21 protein-coding genes are annotated in these 20,719 nt (G+C 55.1%); 13 read left to right on the top strand and 8 right to left on the bottom strand.

Translation table 11 applies throughout. The features are described 5' to 3' along the window. The first annotated feature begins 60 nt into the window (after window positions 1-60). The 4 genes from purT to gyrA all read left to right on the top strand — a co-directional run bounded on the left by purT (window position 61) and on the right by gyrA (window position 6,351). Entirely contained in the window at window positions 61-1,245 is a 1,185-nt protein-coding gene (purT, locus tag M6D81_RS06055; RefSeq protein ID WP_262675926.1) for a formate-dependent phosphoribosylglycinamide formyltransferase, read from the top strand. A gap of 21 nt (window positions 1,246-1,266) precedes the next feature. Beyond that, window positions 1,267-1,545 carry a YqkE family protein gene (locus tag M6D81_RS06050; protein ID WP_262675925.1) on the top strand — a complete coding sequence of 93 codons (279 nt, stop codon included), beginning with the start codon at window positions 1,267-1,269 and terminating at the stop codon, window positions 1,543-1,545. A gap of 366 nt (window positions 1,546-1,911) precedes the next feature. Continuing rightward, complete coding sequence (gene parE, locus M6D81_RS06045) at window positions 1,912-3,882, top strand: DNA topoisomerase IV subunit B (protein WP_262675924.1); 1,971 nt, start codon at window positions 1,912-1,914, stop codon at window positions 3,880-3,882. 12 nt (window positions 3,883-3,894) lie between these two features. Then, window positions 3,895-6,351: a DNA gyrase subunit A gene (gene gyrA / locus M6D81_RS06040; protein WP_262675923.1), complete on the top strand. Its 2,457-nt coding sequence runs from the start codon at window positions 3,895-3,897 to the stop codon at window positions 6,349-6,351. Here the strand turns inward: gyrA and M6D81_RS06035 are convergent. Beyond that, entirely contained in the window at window positions 6,332-6,499 is a 168-nt protein-coding gene (locus tag M6D81_RS06035; RefSeq protein ID WP_262675922.1) for a hypothetical protein, read from the bottom strand. The genes gyrA and M6D81_RS06035 overlap by 20 nt on opposite strands. 193 nt (window positions 6,500-6,692) lie before the next feature. Between M6D81_RS06035 and M6D81_RS06030 the strand changes: the two genes are divergently transcribed. Continuing rightward, complete coding sequence (locus M6D81_RS06030) at window positions 6,693-7,100, top strand: MarR family winged helix-turn-helix transcriptional regulator (protein WP_262675921.1); 408 nt, start codon at window positions 6,693-6,695, stop codon at window positions 7,098-7,100. A gap of 5 nt (window positions 7,101-7,105) precedes the next feature. On the opposite strand, the gene M6D81_RS06025 is transcribed toward M6D81_RS06030, so the two are convergent. Genes M6D81_RS06025 through M6D81_RS06015 form a run of 3 tightly spaced genes read right to left on the bottom strand, consistent with a single transcriptional unit; the run spans window position 7,106 to window position 9,975 of the window. Then, window positions 7,106-8,368, bottom strand: coding sequence for a CapA family protein (locus M6D81_RS06025; RefSeq protein ID WP_262675920.1), 1,263 nt, complete (start codon window positions 8,366-8,368; stop codon window positions 7,106-7,108). 15 nt (window positions 8,369-8,383) lie between these two features. After that, window positions 8,384-9,115 carry an RluA family pseudouridine synthase gene (locus M6D81_RS06020; RefSeq protein WP_262675919.1) on the bottom strand — a complete coding sequence of 244 codons (732 nt, stop codon included), beginning with the start codon at window positions 9,113-9,115 and terminating at the stop codon, window positions 8,384-8,386. Continuing rightward, window positions 9,112-9,975: a class I SAM-dependent methyltransferase gene (locus M6D81_RS06015; RefSeq protein ID WP_262675918.1), complete on the bottom strand. Its 864-nt coding sequence runs from the start codon at window positions 9,973-9,975 to the stop codon at window positions 9,112-9,114. The genes M6D81_RS06020 and M6D81_RS06015 overlap by 4 nt, the downstream gene beginning before the upstream one ends. Before the next feature lie 197 nt (window positions 9,976-10,172). Between M6D81_RS06015 and M6D81_RS06010 the strand changes: the two genes are divergently transcribed. Further along, window positions 10,173-10,367: a hypothetical protein gene (locus M6D81_RS06010; RefSeq protein ID WP_262675917.1), complete on the top strand. Its 195-nt coding sequence runs from the start codon at window positions 10,173-10,175 to the stop codon at window positions 10,365-10,367. A gap of 153 nt (window positions 10,368-10,520) precedes the next feature. Next, entirely contained in the window at window positions 10,521-10,856 is a 336-nt protein-coding gene (locus M6D81_RS06005) for an antibiotic biosynthesis monooxygenase (protein WP_262675916.1), read from the top strand. 102 nt (window positions 10,857-10,958) lie between these two features. Here M6D81_RS06005 and M6D81_RS06000 read toward each other — a convergent pair whose 3' ends face one another. The 4 genes from M6D81_RS06000 to M6D81_RS05985 all read right to left on the bottom strand — a co-directional run bounded on the left by M6D81_RS06000 (window position 10,959) and on the right by M6D81_RS05985 (window position 14,772). Beyond that, entirely contained in the window at window positions 10,959-12,056 is a 1,098-nt protein-coding gene (locus M6D81_RS06000) for a nitric oxide synthase oxygenase (protein WP_410795697.1), read from the bottom strand. Window positions 12,057-12,161: 105 nt separating this feature from the next. Next, window positions 12,162-12,650 (bottom strand): HPP family protein, encoded by a 489-nt coding sequence (locus M6D81_RS05995; protein WP_410795700.1) that lies wholly within the window; start codon window positions 12,648-12,650, stop codon window positions 12,162-12,164. A gap of 263 nt (window positions 12,651-12,913) precedes the next feature. Continuing rightward, a complete protein-coding gene (locus tag M6D81_RS05990; RefSeq protein WP_262675914.1) occupies window positions 12,914-13,498 on the bottom strand; it encodes a CGNR zinc finger domain-containing protein in 585 nt (194 codons plus the stop codon). Then, window positions 13,495-14,772, bottom strand: a complete 1,278-nt coding sequence (locus M6D81_RS05985) for a serine hydrolase domain-containing protein (protein ID WP_262675913.1) — start codon at window positions 14,770-14,772, stop codon at window positions 13,495-13,497. The genes M6D81_RS05990 and M6D81_RS05985 overlap by 4 nt, the downstream gene beginning before the upstream one ends. A gap of 198 nt (window positions 14,773-14,970) precedes the next feature. Between M6D81_RS05985 and M6D81_RS05980 the strand changes: the two genes are divergently transcribed. The 6 genes from M6D81_RS05980 (at window position 14,971) to cysC (ending at window position 20,704) form a co-directional block, all read left to right on the top strand. Next, window positions 14,971-15,816 carry an STM4015 family protein gene (locus M6D81_RS05980; RefSeq protein WP_262676016.1) on the top strand — a complete coding sequence of 282 codons (846 nt, stop codon included), beginning with the start codon at window positions 14,971-14,973 and terminating at the stop codon, window positions 15,814-15,816. 2 nt (window positions 15,817-15,818) lie between these two features. Beyond that, on the top strand, window positions 15,819-17,081 hold the full coding sequence (locus M6D81_RS05975) for an STM4014 family protein (RefSeq protein ID WP_262675912.1): 1,263 nt from the start codon (window positions 15,819-15,821) through the stop codon (window positions 17,079-17,081). 6 nt (window positions 17,082-17,087) lie between these two features. Further along, window positions 17,088-17,876 carry an STM4013/SEN3800 family hydrolase gene (locus M6D81_RS05970; protein ID WP_262675911.1) on the top strand — a complete coding sequence of 263 codons (789 nt, stop codon included), beginning with the start codon at window positions 17,088-17,090 and terminating at the stop codon, window positions 17,874-17,876. A 79-nt stretch (window positions 17,877-17,955) separates the two neighbouring features. Further along, on the top strand, window positions 17,956-19,263 hold the full coding sequence (locus tag M6D81_RS05965; protein WP_262676015.1) for an STM4012 family radical SAM protein: 1,308 nt from the start codon (window positions 17,956-17,958) through the stop codon (window positions 19,261-19,263). Next, complete coding sequence (locus M6D81_RS05960) at window positions 19,260-20,201, top strand: STM4011 family radical SAM protein (protein ID WP_262675910.1); 942 nt, start codon at window positions 19,260-19,262, stop codon at window positions 20,199-20,201. Before M6D81_RS05965 ends, M6D81_RS05960 begins: the two co-directional genes overlap by 4 nt. After that, entirely contained in the window at window positions 20,171-20,704 is a 534-nt protein-coding gene (cysC, locus tag M6D81_RS05955) for an adenylyl-sulfate kinase (protein ID WP_262675909.1), read from the top strand. The genes M6D81_RS05960 and cysC overlap by 31 nt, the downstream gene beginning before the upstream one ends. The last annotated feature ends 15 nt before the right edge of the window (window positions 20,705-20,719 follow it).

Raw genomic sequence — 20,719 nt, 5'->3', positions numbered from 1 at the left:
CTTGATTTTTATCGAAAGAACCTCCACAATGAAAGAAAAAAGGGAGGTTCTTTCTTTACGATGTATGGATCACCGCTAACGCCGCAAGGGCGCAAATTGTTGTTGCTGGGTTCAGGAGAGCTGGGGAAAGAAGTCATCATGGAAGCGCAGCGGCTAGGGGTGGAGACGGTTGCCGTCGATCGCTATGCGAATGCACCGGCAATGGGTGTCGCGCACCGCAGTTATGTAACGGACATGCTGGACGGAGCTGCGCTTCGCCGCATTATTGAAGAGGAGCGCCCTCATTATATCGTACCCGAGATTGAAGCGATCGCGACGGATATGCTGGTGGAACTGGAGAGCGAAGGTTACCATGTCGTACCGACGGCGCGCGCAGCGAGATTGACGATGGATCGCGAAGGCATTCGCAGATTGGCGGCGGAGGAGCTGGGCTTGCCGACGGCGCCGTACCGCTTCGCCGATTCACTGGAGCAGCTGGAGGCCGCAGCGGAGGAACTGGGTTATCCCTGCGTCATCAAGCCGATTATGAGCTCGTCGGGGAAAGGGCAGAGCGTCTGCCGCTCCCGCGAAGAGCTGGCGGACTGCTGGAACTATGCGATGGATGGCGGCCGCGCGAAGAAGAGCCGCATCATCGTGGAGGGCTTCGTCCGATTCCAATCGGAGATTACGCTGCTGACGGTCCGTTCCGTATCTGGCACAGCTTATTGTGCCCCAATCGGACATACGCAGAAGGACGGAGACTATATTGAATCCTGGCAGCCGCATGAGATGAGCCAGGAGCATATTCGGGAGGCCGAGAGTATAGCGGAAGCGATCACCAATGAGCTGGGAGGTTACGGCATCTACGGCGTGGAGCTGTTCATTACGGACGAAGGTGTCTTGTTCAGCGAGGTGTCGCCACGTCCGCATGATACAGGGATGGTCACGATGGTGACGCAGGACTTGTCCGAATTCGCCTTGCATGTTCGCGCCATATTGGGCTTTCCCATCCCTTCCATTGCGCTGTTAACGCCAGGAGCTTCCCATACGTTGAAAGCGGACAGGGAGTGCGCATCCTTCTCTATCGGCGGCATGGAAGAAGCCCTGGCGCTGCCGCGGACTCAAGTGAGGCTGTTCGGCAAGCCGGAGACGAAGCCGGGCAGACGAATGGCCGTCGCATTAAGCGCCGCATCCGATACGGAGAAGGCAAGAGGAGTTGCGCGTCAGGCTGCGGAGAGCTTATACGTGCAATACGAGCAACAATAGATGGGGGCAGGTGAACAGGAGATGGCCAAGAAAGGAAGGCAATCCGCCGGAGCGGCCAAGAGCCGTTCAGCTTCTTCGAATGGCGACGGGACCGGCACTACGTTGAAGGAGCTGCTGGGCGCAGATGTGCTGGACAAACTGCAAGCGAAGGCCGGCGAGCTGAAGCAGGAGCAAGCGAAGCGGGAGGATCAGGAACGCAAGGAGAAGGAAGAAGCGCGACGGCAGGAGCAGAAGCGGCTGGAGAACGACTTCTCCTATTTGCTGAACAACAGCGATTCGGACTGGAGCAAGTATAAGTGAACAGCGGCATCGGAATAAGGGCGAAAGCCCTTTTTTCAATTCTACAGCGTGTATAAAGTTCGAGTCGAATACCCAAGTCGAGTGGATCAGACTCGTCCTAGCCGGATCTTCCTTACGGAGAATTTGCGCCGATATGGCATAAGCGGAGGCACAATTGCAAACCATGGTAACAGGCCGCCTATTCTGGAAAATCGCACAAAAATGCAATGGCTTGGTCCTGGCCAGCAAGCGATTACCATTGCTATGATCCACATATTATGTTACTTTATATCGGGCTGCATCCTGCAAACTGTCTTTACTAAAGGGGATATTTTGCTTTAAAATAGCTTGAGGCATGTCAAAGAGGACTTTGATTGGGGGAAGCTCATGACTGAACAATTGGATTTATTCGCGAACGCGCCAGCCAAGGAACGAAATTACGAGGCTGATGACATACAGGTATTGGAAGGGTTGACCGCTGTAAGGAAGCGGCCGGGCATGTACATAGGCAGCACAAGCACCTCTGGCCTTCACCATCTCGTATGGGAAATCGTCGACAACGCAGTGGACGAGCATCTGGCCAAATTCTGCAATGCGATCGATGTGACGCTCCATAAGAATGGTTCCATTACGGTGTATGACAATGGACGGGGCATTCCTACGGGACTGCACAAGACGGGCATTCCGACACCGCAGGTCGTCTTCACGATTCTTCATGCCGGAGGCAAGTTCGGCGGTGGCGGGTACAAGAAGTCAGGCGGCTTGCACGGCGTTGGCGCTTCCGTAACGAACGCACTGTCGGAGTGGCTCGAGGTGGAAATATTCCGCGACGGCAAGACGCACAAGCAGCGCTACGAGTATTGGATTGACGACGCCGGCAAGGAGCATGTAGGCGAGCCGGTAACGGGTCTGGAAGTGACAGGGAATACGAATCGCACAGGAACCAAGGTTACCTTCAAGCCTGACATTCGGGTGTTCCAGAACGGAACGACTTTTAATTTCGACACTCTCGCTGAGCGCCTTCAGGAAATTGCTTTCCTGAATTCCGGCTTGAAGGTAACGATCAAGGACGAGCGTCACGGCAAGGAAGACGTGTTCCACTACGAAGGCGGAGCCAGCCAATTCGTCCAGTTTTTGAACGAGGACAAGAACGTGCTTCACGACGTGATTCATTTCACAGGGGAGCGCGAGGATATTGAGGTGGAGGTGGCGCTTCAATACAATGACGGCTATACGGAGACGTTGGCTTCGTTCGTCAACTCCATTCCGACCCGCGGCGGCGGCACGCATGAGACGGGCTTCAAGACAGCTTATACTCGCGTCATGAACGAATATGCACGCAAGACGGGGTTGCTGAAGGAAAAGGATAAAAATCTGGATGGCAACGATCTGCGGGAAGGCATGATGGCCGTCATAAACATTAAAATGTCCGAGGTGGAATTCGTCGGCCAGACAAAAGATCAGCTCGGCAGCTCGTCGGCGCGCGGTGCGGTGGATGCGGTAGTGGCTGACAATATGGGCGTCTTCCTGGAGGAAAATCCGCAGGTCGGACAATCGCTTCTGAAGAAGGCGGTTCAGGCTTCCAAGGCAAGGGAAGCGGCACGCAAGGCGCGTGAGGAAATCCGCAGCGGCAAGAAGCGGAGCGAAAGCTCCAATCTGGGCGGCAAGTTGACGCCGGCCCAATCCAAGGATTATACCCGCAACGAGCTGTTCATCGTCGAAGGGGACTCTGCCGGAGGTTCGGCCAAGCAAGGCCGCGATTCCAAGCATCAGGCGATTCTGCCGCTTAAGGGTAAGCCGATGAATCCGGAGAAGGCGAAGCTGGTCGACATCTTGAAGAACGAGGAATACAAGGCGATCATTGCCGCGATCGGAGCGGGCGTCGGGCCTGAATTCGAAGCGGAGGAGAGCAATTACAACAAAATCATTATTATGACGGATGCCGATACGGACGGCGCACACATCCAGGTGCTGCTGCTCACCTTCTTCTACCGGTATATGAAGCCGCTTATCGACAGCAGCCGAATCTATATCGCTCAGCCGCCTCTGTACAAAATGACCAAAAAGTCAGGCAAGCTGGAGACGGTCCGTTATGCATGGAGCGACGAGCAGCTGCAAAATTATATGAAGGAATTCGGCAAAGGCGTCGAGCTGCAGCGTTACAAAGGATTGGGCGAAATGAATCCGGATCAGCTGTGGGAGACGACGATGAACCCGGAATCCAGAACGCTGCTGCAGGTCGGCATCGAGGATGCGGCCAAAGCGGAGCGCAGAGTGTCCACGCTGATGGGCGACAAGGTTGATCCGCGCAAGCGCTGGATAATCGAAAATGTCGATTTTACGGAATACGAAGAATAGGGAGAGAAGTGAATGAGTATTCTGGAGCAATTTTTGCCGGCGTATCTGGAGGAGGTCGTAGGCGACCGATTCGGGCGCTATTCCAAATATATTATTCAGGACCGGGCCATTCCGGACGTGCGGGACGGACTGAAGCCGGTGCAGCGGCGCATTCTGTATGCGATGTACGATGCGGGTAATACACCGGACAAGCCGTACAGGAAATCGGCGAAGACGGTTGGCGATGTGATGGGCAACTATCATCCACACGGCGATTCGTCCATCTACGAAGGGATGGTGCGCATGGCGCAGCCGTGGAAGATGGGGCATCCCCTCGTGGACGGACACGGCAACTGGGGCTCGTTGGACGACGATCCCGCAGCGGCGATGCGCTATACGGAGGCTAGGCTGTCCAAGATCGCGATGGAGCTGCTTCGCGATATTGACAAGCGGACCGTCTTGTTCAAGGATAACTTCGACAACACGACGAAGGAGCCTGTCGTGCTTCCGGCAAGATATCCCAATCTGCTCGTCAATGGCGTCAGCGGCATCTCGTCAGGCTTCGCAACGGAGATTCCGCCTCATAATCTGCGAGAAGTCATCGACGCTTGCATCGCTTATATGAAATCGCCCGCGATCACGCTGGAGGAACTGATGAACATCGTGAAGGGCCCTGACTTCCCTACCGGCGGACTTATTATGGGCGGCGAAGGCATTCGTGAAGCGTACGAGAGCGGAAAAGGGCGGATACATGTCCGTTCCAAAACGGCGATTGAGGACCTTCGCGGCGGCAAGCAGCAAATTGTCGTGACGGAAATTCCGTACCAGGTCGTGAAATCGCGCCTTGTCACGGCGATGGAAAATATCCGGCTGGAGAAGAAGGTCGAGGGCATCGCCGAAGTGAGGGACGAGAGCGGCCGCAATGGCTTGCGAATCGTCGTCGAGCTGAAGAAAGATGCCGATGCCGCGGGCATATTGGCTTATCTGCTGAAGAAAACGGATCTGCAAGTGACCTACAACTTCAATATGGTGGCGATTGTGAGCAAAGCGCCGCAGCAGCTGGGCTTGAAGGCGATGCTGGCCGCTTACGTGGAGCACCAGAAGGAAGTGGTGACATGCCGCACCAGCTACGAGCTGGAGAAGGCGGAGGACCGTGCGCATGTATTGGAAGGACTCGTGAAGGCGCTCAATATTCTGGACGACGTCATCGCGGCGATTAAGGCTTCCAAAAACCGCTCCGATGCACAGAACAATCTGATTGCCAAGTTCGGATTTACGGAGCGCCAAGCGGATGCGATTCTGACGCTTCAATTATACCGTCTGACCAATCTGGAAATCACTTCTCTGGAGAAGGAGCATCGTGAGACGATGAAGCGCATCCAGTACTTGCGGTCGATTCTGGACAGTGAGCGGAAGCTGCTCGGCGTCATTCGCGATGAGCTGACCGAGATTCGCGACAAGTACGGCATCGAACGCCGCTCTGATATTCAGGGCGAGGTGGAAGAGCTGAAGGTGAATCTGGAGGTGCTTGTACAGCCGGAGGAAGTGCTCGTCACGTTAAGCCAGGACGGCTACATGAAGCGGACGAGCATGCTGTCCTTCACCCGCTCCGGCGGCGAGCTGGACAGCGCAGGCGTGAAGGAAGGCGACGTCATCACGACGCTGATGCAGGTCAATACGATTGACAATCTGCTGCTGTTCACGAAGAAAGGCCAATACTTCTCCTTGCCTGTCCATGCCATTCCGGAGTTCAAGTGGAAGGATACGGGCACGGCTGTCGTCAATATCGTGCCACTGCAGAAGGATGACTCCATCATCAGCGTTATCCCGGTGAAGGACTTCTCCGCTCCGCTGTCGCTCGTGTTCGTCAGCAAGCGCGGCCAAGTGAAGCGAACGGAGCTGAAGGAGTATATGACTAGCCGCTCCACGGCGGTAGCGGCTTGCAAGGTCGCAGCTGGCGACGAGATTATAAGCGTATCGACGAGTGACAATTCAGGACAGCTGCTGCTTGTATCCCGAGGCGGCATGAGCATCCGATTCATGGAGTCGGAAGTGAACGCTATGGGCAGAGTGGCAACCGGCGTGAGAGGCATGCAGCTGAAGGACGACGAGCTGGTCGCCGCCTTATGGGTCAACGATGATGAAGGCGAGATTCTGGTCGTCTCCGACATCGGATACGGCAAGCGTTCGTTGCTGCTTGATTATCCGATCCAGGGGCGGGGCGGAAGAGGCGTGCAGACGTTCGAGTTCAAGGAAGGCAAGCGCGTCCGTTCCAACGGCACTGCCATTGCAGCCGCTTACTACTGCCGCGAACCGCTGGATATTGTAGCGATTACGGCGAAGGGCGGCAAGGAGCTGGCGAATTCCGAGAAGGCACCGATCGATGAGCGGAAATCCGTAGGCAAGCAGATTTATGCGATTGAGAAGGAAGACCGTATCGTCTCCACCTTCATTCGCACCGTACCGGACATTAGTCAAAAGGCCGATTAGGCGGATCCAGCCGCTCAATTAGTTCAAGCATAGCTTCAAGCATGACCCACAATGGCACGAGCTCATCCGGGCGGTCCAGCCATTGCGGGTCTTTTATGATGCCATACGCTTTAATCCGGGCGATAACCTCAGCTTTTCTTTCCTCCATTGGAATCACGCTCCCCGCTATCGAATCGCCCATGGCATTGGGCTGTCGTCTCAGTATATGTCTATGTCTGTCAAATGGTTCGAGATTGTATCGATTAATCGCGCAAACTATTAATTGCATTAACCTTTTATTCGACATTTTCGATTGCTATAATGAAGGGAGAAAAATAAATTGATAGAGGGCAGGTGGAATAATGATCGCGGAGGATTTCACCCGGTTGTGGACAAAGCTGTCCCGGGATTGGAGAATTCATCTGGAGCAATCGCTCGCTCCGCTGACGGAGAGCCAGCTGAACGTGCTTGAGCTGCTGCTGCAATCGACGGATCCGATGAAGCCGTCGGACCTGATTCAGCACTTGTCCATCTCGCCGGCAGCAATTACGACGCTGCTGGATCGCATGGAGCGGAACGAGCTGCTGGTTCGGAAGCGGGATGAAGCGGATCGGCGGCTCGTATGGATCGCTGTCTCGGATAAGGGGATTACGGAAGCGGCGCGGGGGAAAGCGATCCGTAACGGATTGATCGAGCAGTCGCTGGATCGCATTTCGTCCCATAACCAACAGCTTCTTGTCTATTTGCTAGGGAAGGTCGCAAGCTCATAATTTATTTATTTCATACTGTCCAGTCTTTCCTTCAATACAGCCAAGTCCTTCTGGAGCGTGGCATACTGCTCGGGGGCGAGCAGCTCGTCGGTTGCCTCGGCAACCGTCTCTTCTACAGGCAGAATACGATAGCGGTAGGCATGATCCGGCTTGTACCGATGCACCCACGTAGGAATCGCTTCAACTTCGCGGAGCTGGATGATGCCTTCCGGCAGCTGCTTACGAACATGAACTTTGAAGATAACGCCATAATCCTTCCAGTCACCCCGCTGATTGGAGATAAAGTTGCCCATGGAATAAATGATGAGTGATTGCCGCTTGCGCCCCTGTTCATCGAAAGCGTCGACGATTTCATATGGCTGCACGACATGGGGATGAGATCCGGCAACAATATCCGCGCCGGCAGCCGCCAGCGAGCGGGCCAGCGTTTTTTGCGTTTCGTTCGGCTGTGTCTGATATTCCGATCCGAAATGAAGTGCTACCGTAACCAGATCGGCGCCGTTATCGCGCAGTCTCTTAATATCCCCTTTTATTCTCTCCTCATCGATTAGCGCCACCAGATAAGGCTTGCCCTCCGGTACAGGGATGCCATTCGTGCCGTATGTGTAAGCGAGCAGCCCCATCTTGATGCCATTCTTCTCTGAGATGACAAGCGTATCGGCTTCTTCCTGGGAAGCGGCCGTGCCTACATGCTGCAAGTCGAGCTCTCTCAGATTGTCCAATGTTGCCAGCAGTCCCTTCTCGCCTTTGTCCAGTGAATGGTTGTTGGCTGTCGAGAGCAGGTTGAAGCCGGCATTGTACAGCGCTTCCGCCAGCTCGACCGGCGCATTGAAGGAGGGATAGCCGGTATAACCGAAGGAAGCGCCGGCTATCGGCGTCTCCAGATTGGCCATTACCCAGTCGCCTTGCTCCAATATCGGCTTTACTTCTGTAAAATAGGGATCGAAGTTGTATGTTTTCGATGTTGCATCGTAAGCGCCGGGAAGCTGGGGCGTATGACTCATGACGTCGCCGACGCCGATCCATACGGCATCCAGAAATTCTGGGGTAGGCTCAGGAGTCGGAGGAGGAGAAGCCGTTGGCGCAGGGTCTTCAGTAGAATGAGCAGACAGTTCTTGCTTCCGTCCGTCATCTCCTTCTGTGGCATGACGGCGGAGCGGCTGACCGGGATCGGAATAAGCGAGCAGCAAGTAGAGCACGCCCAATAATGTAAGCGTCATAAGGACGGCGATGGCCGTCCATAATTTGGCTTTCCTGCTAAGCCTCATGTGTATCGTCCTCTCTTAGGGAATGGAAGCGCCATTCACCCCGAAGCAGGCGGCGGCGATTTCCAGCTGTTCGTTCGTATACCGCTTCCATATCCCGACGGAATCCGGCACGGAGCGGAAGGTCACTCGTTCCTTGGTGACAGGATGGGGGAAGGATACGGACGTCGACCATAGCGCAATATTGCCGGAGAATGCACCTCTTGCAGCGCCGTATTTCAGATCTCCGGCAAGCGGACAACCGATATGCGCCAGCTGCGCTCTTATTTGATGGGGTCGGCCGGTGTGGAGCTTGACGGCAATGAGGCTGCCGCCTTCCCCGGCTGCAACGACGCGATACGTAAGTCGGGCGTCCTTCGCTTCAGGAGCCGGCTTATCGAAGACGGCGACTTGGTTGCGCTTCTGATCCTTGCGGATGTAATGGAGCAGTTCAGCCTCAGCCTTATCAGGCGTCTCCAGCGTTATGCACATATAGGTTTTGCCGAAATGGCGGCTTCGAACGGCTTCGGACAATCGGGATGCGCCTTTGGATGTTTTGGCGAACACCATTACACCGCCGACGGGGCGGTCCAAGCGATGTACGAGTCCCAGGAAGACGTTGCCGGGCTTGTTGTACCGCTCCTTCAAATCCTGCTTGAGCAGCGTCAGCATATCGGGGTCTCCCGATTCATCCTCCTGTGAGGGAATGCCAGGAGGCTTGGCGACGACGAGCAAGTGATTATCTTCATACAGGATGGGAATGCGTATCATGATTCCCATCTGCCCAGTATGCCGCATGGCAAGTGCAAGCCCGATCTCGTAATCGGCAGCCCGATCTCGCCGCAGCTGATTGACCCGCCGTAGCGCTGCTTCATCGTTGCGTGCAGCAGATTATGAAGCACCGTAGGCGAAAGCCCAGTCGTATAGGAATTGATGAGCATGAACAGCGGATTGTCGCTCAATATGGTCGTGCAGGACTGCAGGAACGGGTAAAGGCTCTCCTCCAGCTTCCAGGTCTCGCCCTTCGGTCCGCGTCCGTATGATGGAGGGTCCATAATGATGGCGTCGTATTGGCGGCCTCGGCGTTGCTCCCTCTGCACGAATTTGAAGACGTCATCCGTAATGTACCGAATCGGCGCATCTTCCAGACCCGACAGCTGTGCATTCTCCTTGGCCCACTGCACCATTCCCTTGGCCGCGTCGACATGGCACACCTCGGCACCCGCCGAAGCCGCAGCTACAGTCGCCCCGCCGGAATAAGCGAACAGGTTCAGAACGCGGATCGGTCGTCCCGCTGCACGAATTTTGTCCATCATCCAGCTCCAGTTCACAGCTTGCTCCGGGAACAATCCGGTATGCTTGAAGCTGGTCGGCTTAATATGGAAGCGGAGATCCCCGTAAGAGATCGTCCATCTCTCCGGCAAGTCCGGGCGCATCTCCCACTTGCCGCCCCCGGAAGAGCTGCGGAAGTAACGCCCGTCCGCCTTCAGCCACTGTCCGCTCTCGTCGGCTATCGGCCATATAATTTGCGGATCGGGCCTGCGTAGAAGGTGACTTCCCCACCGTTCCAGCTTCTCTCCGTCTCCCGTATCGATCACTTCAAAGTCTGTCCATTGGTCTGCTATGTACATTCGTAATGTTCCTTCCCTAATAACATCATGTTAATCGTACTTGTATCGCAACATGTCATCGATTATTATAACGAAGCAAGGGAAAGTAAGCAATGAATGGCATTGGCGAAAGCAACCGGGTACGGATGAGGTCAAGCAAAACGTGATTGGATTGGCTGATGTGCTGCGGGTCAATTGAGTGGAGGAGTGTAGAAGGCATGATGCAATTGGAATGTATTTGCGGCAACAAAGCCGTATTTTTTACAGCGGGTGACCGGGATGAAGCGGGAAGAGAGTATTTGGAACTGGAGGATGACGATACGTTGTCGGTGACAGTGGGAGAAGATAGCGTCGTTTTCCAATGCAAATTTTGCGGACACCGTTATCGCTTGCAGCAAACGTGGCAGGGGTAGTCGCAGAGAGGAACAGAACAGCAGCAATTGCTTAAAAGGTTGGGTGGAACGATTGGTGATATCGGCTTAAAGCTGGACAAAAAGGTTTGACTATGATAATCGTTATCGTTTATAGTGGGGGTTGAACAACCCATTCTAAAGGAGACATGATTTATGCTCATACAAATTCGAACGATTGTCGTACAGTCAGGCCATGCCGATAAAGTCGTGGAGCGATTCAGCCAGCCGGGGCATATCGAGACGATGAAAGGACTTATCGACCGCACAGTTATGGTCAATAAACGAAATAAGGACTCCGAGGAAGTGGTGGCGATGATTCGCTGGGAATCCGAGGAAGCGTGGAAAAATTGGGAGAAGGACCCCGTTCACATCGCTGGCCATAAAGCGGCACGGAACGATGAGAAGCCGAGTTACCTGATCCGCTCTACGGTGAAGATGTACGATGTGAAGACGGTCAGACCGGGTACTTACGATCAGCAAGGGGAATAGAGACAAAGAAATGATCGGACATATGAGGAAGCCTCCAGCTCCACCTAATAGTGGATGGAGGCTCTTTTTATAAATCATTTGCTTGCTCGAACTTGCGTCGTTCTAATTCTGATAGAAGTAATTGGGCAGCTTGATCTCGTCGTCGAAGGATGAGTGGAACAGGTGCGTAGTCGCAGGAGAGAGCGGCGGGATGAGCCATGACCAGCGTCCGGTCACATCCCTGTCGTTATCGTTCTCATTCTTCTGGAATCGCTTGAACTGTCCCGCCGCCGTATGGTGATCGACGATGGTAACGCCATGTTCCCTGAAGGAATGCAGCACGGCAATATTCAATTCCACAAGTGCCCGGTCCTTCCACAGCGTGAATGCGCTGGTCGTGTCCAGCCCCATGGCTGCCGCGATGTCGGGCAGCATGTTGTATCGGTCGTCATCCGCCAGATTGCGTGCGCCGATCTCTGTTCCCATATACCAGCCGTTGAACGGCGCGGCCGTATAATGAATGCCTCCGATCTCCAGGCGCATATCTGCAACGAACGGCACAGCATACCACTTCAAGCCGAGCTCACCGATTCCTTCAATATGAGGATGGGCTATCGGCACTTCCTTTACCAGCTCTTCCGGAATAGGGTACAGGCTGGGCTCCCCGTCCTCCAGACTGAGAACTAGGGGAAGGACGTCGAAGGCGCTTCCCGCTCCCCGCCAGCCGAGGGACAAGCAGGTTGTGGTGAAAGCGACGGATGCAGGGTCGCCAATAACACCGCTCTCTGTCTCGTAACCGGCATAGCGGACCAGCTGATGATTCCATATTCGGGGAGGCTTCACTGCTCGACTGGAAGCGGGCGGGAAGATGGAGATCATCGGCTTGATGCGTCCTTCGTTCGTCGCCTCCCGGATGTGACGGAACAGCACTTGGGCCATCTCGTCCGTATTCGTCACATGCCGGGCGTCAATGACGGTCAACGACTCCCAGAACAGTCTGCCGATGCAGCGGTTGCTGTTCCGCCAAGCCAGCTTTGCACCGTAAGTCAGTTCTTCGATGGTATGGTTATAAGTGCCGATCTCGTTAATCTCATCGCGAATGTCGGATAGCCGGGCGAGCATCTGAGATTGGGGAACGCTCCTCTCATGGTAGCTTTCCCGAATGTATTGCTCCGCTTGCTTATATAGGAGTCCTTCTGTTGCGATTTCGCTCATGTTCATTCTCCTGTTGCTTCAATAGTTGCCATTATTATAGCAAGTTCGGCCGCTTGGCAAACTGTCCAGTTGTGAACAAATCGAAAAAGATTCGGAATCGGTCTGATACATCTACATCCAGAAAGTAGGGTAACGACGAGCGGTATGCAGATTGTTGATAACAAGCGCCATCGCAACAATGAGCAATGATCCGATGAGAACGGGGGAGAGCAGATAAGAAAAGCTGTAGCCGCCAATAATGATAACCAGCGGATCTGCTCCAGCAGGAGGGTGCGTCGTCTTCGTCAGCATCATGAGTGCAATGGAGAGGCCAACGGCAAGTCCGATAACCCAAGGATCGTCCCCTATCCAATGATAGGCGACTAGCCCTGTGAAGGAGCTGATGAGATGTCCTCCAATAATATTTCTGGGCTGAGAGAGCGGAGCGTTCCAGACGCTGAACGCAAGCACGCAGCTTGCGCCGAAAGGTGCCATTAGCCAGAGGGTATCCGTTACATTCGTCAGTGCCCCGAGCAGCAGAATCGTAAGAAAGCCTCCTGCGAATCCCGTCCAAGTGTCGATCATACTCACCTTCAGCGGACTTCTCCCTTCCCCCCTCATTTTTGAGAAGTATACTGTCAATGTTCTTTTCGTCACGATTCTTCTTCCTCTCCTAAACAAGGTGCAATAATCATAACGTATATCAAAATAACCTGTCAAATCAATTTTTAATGGTTAGTATAAGAGCCGACTAGCCAAAAAAGGCTGTCCCAACGATGGGACAACCTCCATTCAATATATTTAGGAAACCAAAGGGCCCCGAAAAACGTGCCTCGAGCCGCTTCGAGTAACGGCTATCGCTCAAAATGGCATGTGTACCTTGCTCATTTCTCTCCGGCTTGTCTTCTCTGAAAGCTGGCCGCCTTATGCCGATTGCCGCATATCGACATGGAACACCATTTTCTTCTGCCGCTGTCGTCAACGAAGAGAAGGATGCAGTCCGGGTTGGAACACCGCTTCAGAGCTTCTGGGTGACGTTCACTAATGAATAGCAGCGCATCATAGGCGATGAGCGAACTCAGCGCAAATTCGGCTTGACCGGTTGGCAGCAGTGCCGGCTCGCCAGCTTGCAGCTTGAAGGCTAACGGTGCCTGCGCAATGGATTGCTCCAGTCTGTCGACAAGCTTATCGGATATGTTGCCTCCATCCGCCGCGTATTCGAAATCTGTTCGAAGCCACTCGCGCAGCTGCATGACGTGGGGCCGGATGACGATCTTATGCTGCTCCACAATGCCGTGTACTTCCGATGCCCAGCGTGACCCATATGCAGCAATGGCTTCGCACCAGTGCAAGAGGTCCGCAGGAGAGGACAGCAGCTCGATCCGCTTTCCCCGTCTGACGACTTCCGTATTGACCAGATCCAGTGAGGGACGCCCCGTCAATAGAGGAAAGCGGTTCAGCCTGCTCACGACCCGCTCGCTCCCGGCCCGGCCGTCTTGCGCATGCCGAGGAAGCTTAATGCGCCGTCATCTTCTTCCTTAAAGCTATAAGGCCAATGCCCCCACTTATGATGGAACTGATGCTCTCCGATGGGATAGAAGGGTACGCGATGTCTGTCGTTCCATAGGAAATACAGCTCTTCGCCATCACGATCCACTACAGCCTTGCAGCCGAAATCCTCATACGTGCCCCGGTATCGCTGGAATTGCGTCTCAGAAAGCGGCACCGCCGGTGGATAGTCCGGAACAGACGCATCTTCGCCAAGCAAAATGTCGGACATCGTATCAGCCAGATATGTTGCAGGCACGATGTCATAATTCGTCAGTACAATGACCGTAAGCTCATCGTCGGGATAGCGGTGAAGCTCGCTGCGGAAGCCGCGGTACGCTCCGCCATGGAACACTCTGCGCCTGCCGCCCCGCTCCTTCAGAAACCAGCCCATCCCGTACTTCGCCTCCGAATTGCCGAACGCTTCCCGGTACGTCCGCGGAGACAGCAGCTTCTCCTCATGGATAGCCCGGGCCCATTTGAACAGATCGCCTGTGGTGGAGAACATGCCTCCCGCCGAGGAGACGTTGCCCATATCTATGAACTCTCCCGGGGCCATCCCATCACCCGAAGAGGTGTAAGGGGAAGCCATGGCGGGAATCAGCTTGTCCCCCGTATCAATGCCCGTCTCCATCATGTCAAGCGGGTGCAGTATATGCTTCGTCACATAATTCTCGAACGACTGGCCTGACACGCGTTCAATAACGACGCCAAGCAGATAATAGCCGGTATTGTTGTACGAGAACGAGCTTCCTGGCTCGAAGTCCAGCGGATAGCGGTTGAGCAGCTCGAAGAAATCTGCTTCGGCAAGCTTGATTTTGTTGAGCTGGCTGTTGAATTCCGGCACCATGGTGAAGTTTCTCAGTCCGGACTCGTGCTGGAGCGCATGGCGGATCGTAATGGCGTCATGCCTGCTTAATTCCGGCAAGTATCGATACAGGGGATCGTCAAGTGACAGCTTGCCTTGCTCGTACAACTGCATAATCGCCATGGCGGTAAATGATTTTGTAACGGACCATATGCGGAACTTCGTATGTATGTCAATGGGAACGTCCAGCTCCAGACTGGCTCTGCCGTATGCGCGATGAACGACCACATCGCTGCCCCTTGCGGCCAGAATGACGCCGCTGAATGGCCATCTGGCGATGTATTTCTCCATAAATTGTTCAATATTATGGACTGAGTCAGTTGTCATTGCATGTCTCCTCCTTCGCTTCGAACGAGTTCATTATAGCATGCATATGCGGCTTCGTTCACTGGTTATAGTTCATTAGTCATGTTTTGATCGCACAGTTCCCGAAAATTTGGAATGGGCTAGTGCCATGCATTATACTAGATTCGACGGCAATCTATTATTATACCAAAATAAGGGAAATACGTGGGAGGGACCATGATGTCCGAAGTGAAATTGGTCGTTGATTACGATGCTTACGAAGAAGGCGTGAAAATGAGCAGCTTGATTGAGCAGCTGTCTCTCAGCGAGAAAGCTGCATCGTTGGAGAGTCTGATTATCGGGGATTGGGGCGGCTCTTACGAGAATGACTCCAGCGATGCGGTGGAAGCTCTCGTGAAATTCAAGGATCATTTTCCCAGCCTGCGCAAGCTGTTCATTGGCGATATGGATTATGAAGAATGTGAAGTGTCATGGATTATGCAGTCGAATATGGGACCGCTTCTGGAAGCTTTCCCTGAGCTGCGCTCTCTGAAAATTATGGGCAGTACGGATCTGTCGATCAATCCCGCGAGGCACGAGAAGCTGCAGGAGCTCGTAATCATCTGCGGCGGACTCGGGAAGGATGTGCTGGCACAGATAGAGGGCTCGCAATTCCCCAACTTGCTGAAGCTGGAGTTGTATCTTGGGGTGGAGGATTACGGATTCGACGCTTCGCTCGACGATGTGCTCCGCTTGGCCGACCGAGAGAAGTTCCCGTTGCTTACATACCTGGGATTGAAAAATAGTGAGCTGCAGGACGAGATTGCCATCGCCCTGGCGGAGTCGCCGATGCTGATCGGGCTGCACACGCTTGATGTATCGGATGGCACCTTGTCGGACAAGGGGGCGGAAGCGCTGCTGAACAGTCAGCTTGTGAAGTCGCTGAGCTATGTGGACATGAAGCATCATTATATGTCGAAGGATATGATGCAGCGCTGGATGCAATCGCGTTCCGACTTGACATTCAATATTCAAGATCAGCAAGACGAAGATGAAGATTACCGCTATCCTTCCATAACGGAGTAACGATGAGGGAATTGATCGTAATCGGTCATCCCGGCAGCCGTCGCACCCAGGGCATCGTTGAAGCCAGGAGACGACTTGGACAAACCCCGCCGCTCATTCTCTCTTACAGAGGTCTGCTTCAGGGGAAGGAGAGCTTGACAGCTGTAATGGATCGGCTCGAGACGAGAAGTTACCTGCCGATATTAAGGCTGGATTCGCCTGGTGAATGCTTCGAGACAGAGCGCGGGCTGCTTGCGCTGGGAGCGCCTGACGCATCATCTGCTGAGCGCCTGGATAAGGAATTGTATCCCTACGGCGAAGCCGCTCTGCCGGAGCCGATGTCCGTCCGAGTGGCGAGCGCGCTGCGCGAGCAGCGAGGCAGAGTAGTTCACCCTTCGCAGTGGTATCGCGGTTATTGCCGGCTGTTGGGAATCCTCACCCTGCAAGCGGAGGAGCTTGGGCTGTCAGGCTGCTGGTGGAACCATCCCGCAGACATTGCGGTAATGCTGGACAAGCGGCTGACGCAGCAGCGGCTGGCGGGGAGGGATGTCCCCGTACCGGAGCAGCTGGGGCCTCCAAGCGGCTTCTGCGACGTCGAAGCGCTAAGAGAGACGATGAAGCGGGAGCGAGTCTACCGCGTGTTCATCAAGATGGCCACGGGCGCTGGCGCATCGGGCGTCGTGGCTTATCAGCTTCATCCTCGTACGGGTGCGGAGGTGGCGACGACTACGCTGGGATGCGAGACGTTCGCCGCCAGACCGCCCGTCTTCTACAACTCTCGCAAGCTGCTGCGCTATACGGACAGCCGCTCTATTGAGCGTGTCGTTAACTGGCTATTCCGGCATGGCGCGCAAGTGGAGCGCTGGATTCCAAAGGCGAAGTATCAGGGACAAGTGTTCGATATTAGGCAGCTTGTGATGGGGGGGAGGGCTTGTCACCGCATTGCCAGACTGAGCAGCACGCCCATCACGAACCTGCACTTGCGTGCGGAACGAATGGAAGCGGACGCGCTTGGCCTGCCGGAAGGGGTGCTGGCAGCGGTCGCCGAGACGGCCGAGCATGTGATGCAGGTATTTCCCCGTTCGCTGCTGTCAGGCATCGATATTGTGCTTGGCCGACACGACAGTTCCCCATATGTGGTCGATGTCAATCCTTACGGCGATCTGCTGTATCATGTTCGGTACAAGGGAGATGACACCTACACTTGGGAGCTGAGAGAAGCGGAGCGACTATTGCTGACGCGGCGACCGCGAGCGGAAGCGACAACTTGTCAGACATGGAGGTAATGCAATGTGCTGGATATGAATGAAATCGTCGGCAGTCATGACATTCTCATGATCACGCTGGATACGCTGCGATACGATGTGGCCATGCTGGAGCGGAACAACTGTCCCAATCTGTGCGGGGATGGGGCATGGGAGAAGCGCCATTCGCCGGGGAGCTTTACTTATGCGGCCCATCACGCCTTCTTCGGCGGCTTCCTGCCCACTCCGGCTACGACGAACAAGAAGGAGCATGTCAGGCTGTTCCATTCCCAAAATACGGGGCTTCGTACGCATCCCGGCACTTGGCTGTTCGACACGCCGGATATCGTATCAGGTCTTGCGGAGGAGGGGTATCGTACCGTCTGTATCGGCGGCGTCATTTTCTTCTCCAAGAAGGTGCCGCTGGCCCGCGTCCTTCCCGACTACTTCCAGAAGAGCTATTGGCGTATGAACTTCGGCGTGACGAATCCGCGCTCGACGGAGCATCAGGTCAATCATGCCCTGAAGCTGCTTGAAGCCACTCCACAGCAGGAGAGGCTGTTCCTGTTCATGAATGTGTCGGCGATTCATGGTCCCAATCATTACTTCGTGCCCGGCGCGAAGGAGGATTCCGTCGAGACGCAGCGCGCCGCCTTGCGCTATGTCGACGGAGAGCTGGGCCGATTGTTCGCAGCGATGCGAGCAAGACAGCGTCCGGCATTATGCCTTGTCTTCTCGGACCATGGGACGGCCTACGGGGAGGATGGCTATTACGGGCATCGACTAGCGCATGAAGTGGTGTGGACGGTACCGTACCGCGAGTTTATTTTGAAGTAAATGGAAGGAAGTGACGACAAGGATGGCTACGACAACACGAGTGAACGAAGAAGCGGCCGAGGAGGCTCGAAGACTGGGCATGCGGTTAAGTGCCAATCCTTACAGTTCTTACCTGTATTCTTATCCGCATAAGATGGCTTATCGGAAGCTGGAACAGAAGCAATCTCTGGCTGACATATGGTCTGGAGAAGTCGCGGAAACGTACTTTCTGTATATGCACATCCCGTTCTGCGGGGCGCGCTGCGGCTTCTGCAATCTGTTCACGCTGCCGGACAAGCGAAGCGACGTTCATGAGCAATACGTGGATGCATTGGAGCGTCAGGCGAAGCAATGGGTGCCGCATGTGACGGACAAGCCGTTCGCCCGGTTCGCCATCGGCGGCGGAACGCCTACGCTGTTGCATCCGCAGCAGCTCGACCGCTTGTTCCGCATTGTGGAGGAGACGATGGGGCTCGACCCGTCGAAGGCGTCGATCTCAGTGGAGACTTCCCCGGAGACGGTGTCGCGGGAGAGGCTTCAGGTGTTGAAGGACCGGCAGACGGACAGAATCAGCATGGGCATTCAGAGCTTCGTGGAGGCGGAAGCGGCGGCGATCTACCGCCCTCAGAAGCCGGCGGAGGTGGAGCGGGCGCTGGAGCTGCTGGGACAATTTCACTTCCCGGTGCTGAACCTGGACTTGATCTATGGCCTGCCCGGGCAGACGGTGGACAGCTGGCTGTATTCCTTGCAGCGCGCGCTAGCCTATGAGCCGGAGGAGATATTCATCTATCCGTTGTATACGCGCGAGCATACCATCGTAAAGCCCAACGATGTTCGCAGCAGCGGAGACGATATTCGGATGGCCTGTTATACGGCGGCCAGAGACCGACTGGTCGAAGCGGGCTATACGCAGTATTCCATGCGCCGATTCGCCAGAGAAGCAGCAGGCTCGGACAAGCAGCTGCTTCCTTACGGCTGCCAGGAGGAGGGCATGGTCGGTCTCGGCTGCGGCGCCCGCTCCTATACCCGGCAAGTTCATTATGCGACGCGGTACGGTGTGGGCAGACGGGAGACGGAGAGCATTATCGCCGAATATGTGGCGGCAGAGAGGCATGACGAGATCGGCTACGGCTTCGTGCTGAACGGGCAAGAGGAGAGGCGCCGATTCCTGCTGAAGGCGCTGCTGCATATGGAAGGCTTGTCTCTTCAAGACTACGAAGCGCGATTCGGCAGCGACTTGTTCGAGGATTGCGATGAACTGGCTCTGCTGCTGATGAACGGCTTGGCCGCTCGGTCCGGAGATACGCTGCGGCTGACGGAAGAGGGGATGGCGTTGTCCGATGCGATCGGCGATTGGCTGATCACACCGGATGTCAGGCGGCTTATGGAAGGATACGTCGTGAGATGAAGGCTACTATTTATTATCGGGGCAGCTTGACATCCTGCAATTACGATTGTCCCTATTGTCCGTTCAGCAAGAACAAGGACAGCGCGGCTACGCTGGCGAAGGACAAGGAGCAGCTGCTCCGATTCATCGCTTGGGTGAGGGAGCAGGAGCTAGCCGGTCATGAGCTGTATATCTTCTTCAATCCTTATGGAGAAGGGCTTATCCATCGCTGGTACCGTGAAGGAATGGCCGCGCTGTCCCATATGCCGCATGTGCGGAAGGTCGTGATTCAGACGAATCTGTCCGCGAATGTGAACTGGACGGATACGCTCCATCGGGAGAAGGCCGCCTTCTGGGTGACTTATCATCCCGGCCAGTGCAAGGAAGAAGCGTTCGTAGCCCAATGCACGGAGCTGTATAAGCAGGGAATCTCCTTCAGCGTCGGCACGGTCGGCGTACGGTCCGCCTTCGAAGCAATCGCTTCCATCAGACGCAGGCTGCCGCAGGATGTATATGTATGGGTGAATGCCTTCAAGGATGTGCCGGACTATTACACCGTGGAGGAAGCGGAGGAGCTTCGGCGGCTTGACCCGCTGTTCGATCTGAACAGAGCAGATTACGACAGCTTGGGCAAGCGGTGCATGGCTGGCGAAGACGTGTTCTATGTGCTGGGGTCCGGCAGAGTGAAGCGCTGCTACAAGGACCGGGCGGTCATCGGCGATCTGTACCGCGACGGGCTGGAGGGGCTGTCGAAGCAGCGGCTTTGCCGAATGAAGCAGTGCGGTTGTTACATCGGCTACAAGCATATGCCGGAGCTGGCGATGGCGGACTGGTACGGGGACGGGCTGCTGGAGCGCGTACCGACACAATATGCAAGCATAGCGCACAAGCTTGATGGGCAAGCGGCAAGGGAACAGGAGGAACAGCGATGGAAGACACATCCGGCTTCCCGGGATTGACGATATGGATGACGGGACTGCCTTGCTCCGGCAAATCGACAACGGCTCATGCCTTCCGGCAAAAGCTTGAAGAGAACGGCTATCCATGCGAATGGCTGGACGGAGATGCCGTGCGGCAAGCTATCGGCAAAGAACTGGGCTTCAGCAAAGAGGACCGTATGGAAAATATTAGACGTATGGTCTACTTATGCGGCATGCTCAATCGCCATGGCGTTCATACGATTGTATCGGTGATCAGTCCCTATCGCGAAATGCGGGAATACGCCCGCGCGGCGTTGCCCCGCTTCATGGAGGTGTTCGTCGACTGCCCGTTATCGGAGTGCGAGCGGCGCGATGTGAAAGGGATGTATGCGCGGGCGCGAAGCGGGGAGATTAGCGGCTTCACCGGCATCTCGGACCCCTATGAGCCGCCTCTGTCCCCTGAAGTGATCATCCGCACAGACCGTGTTCGACTTGACGATAATGTAGCCGTCATAATGGATGACTTCCATATGAGAGTATAACCTCGGCCCAGTACC

This window comes from Paenibacillus sp. J5C2022 (assembly GCF_025567625.1).
In the GTDB taxonomy this organism is placed as follows: domain Bacteria; phylum Bacillota; class Bacilli; order Paenibacillales; family Paenibacillaceae; genus Pristimantibacillus.
This window is presented reverse-complemented; position numbering and strand designations above follow the sequence as displayed.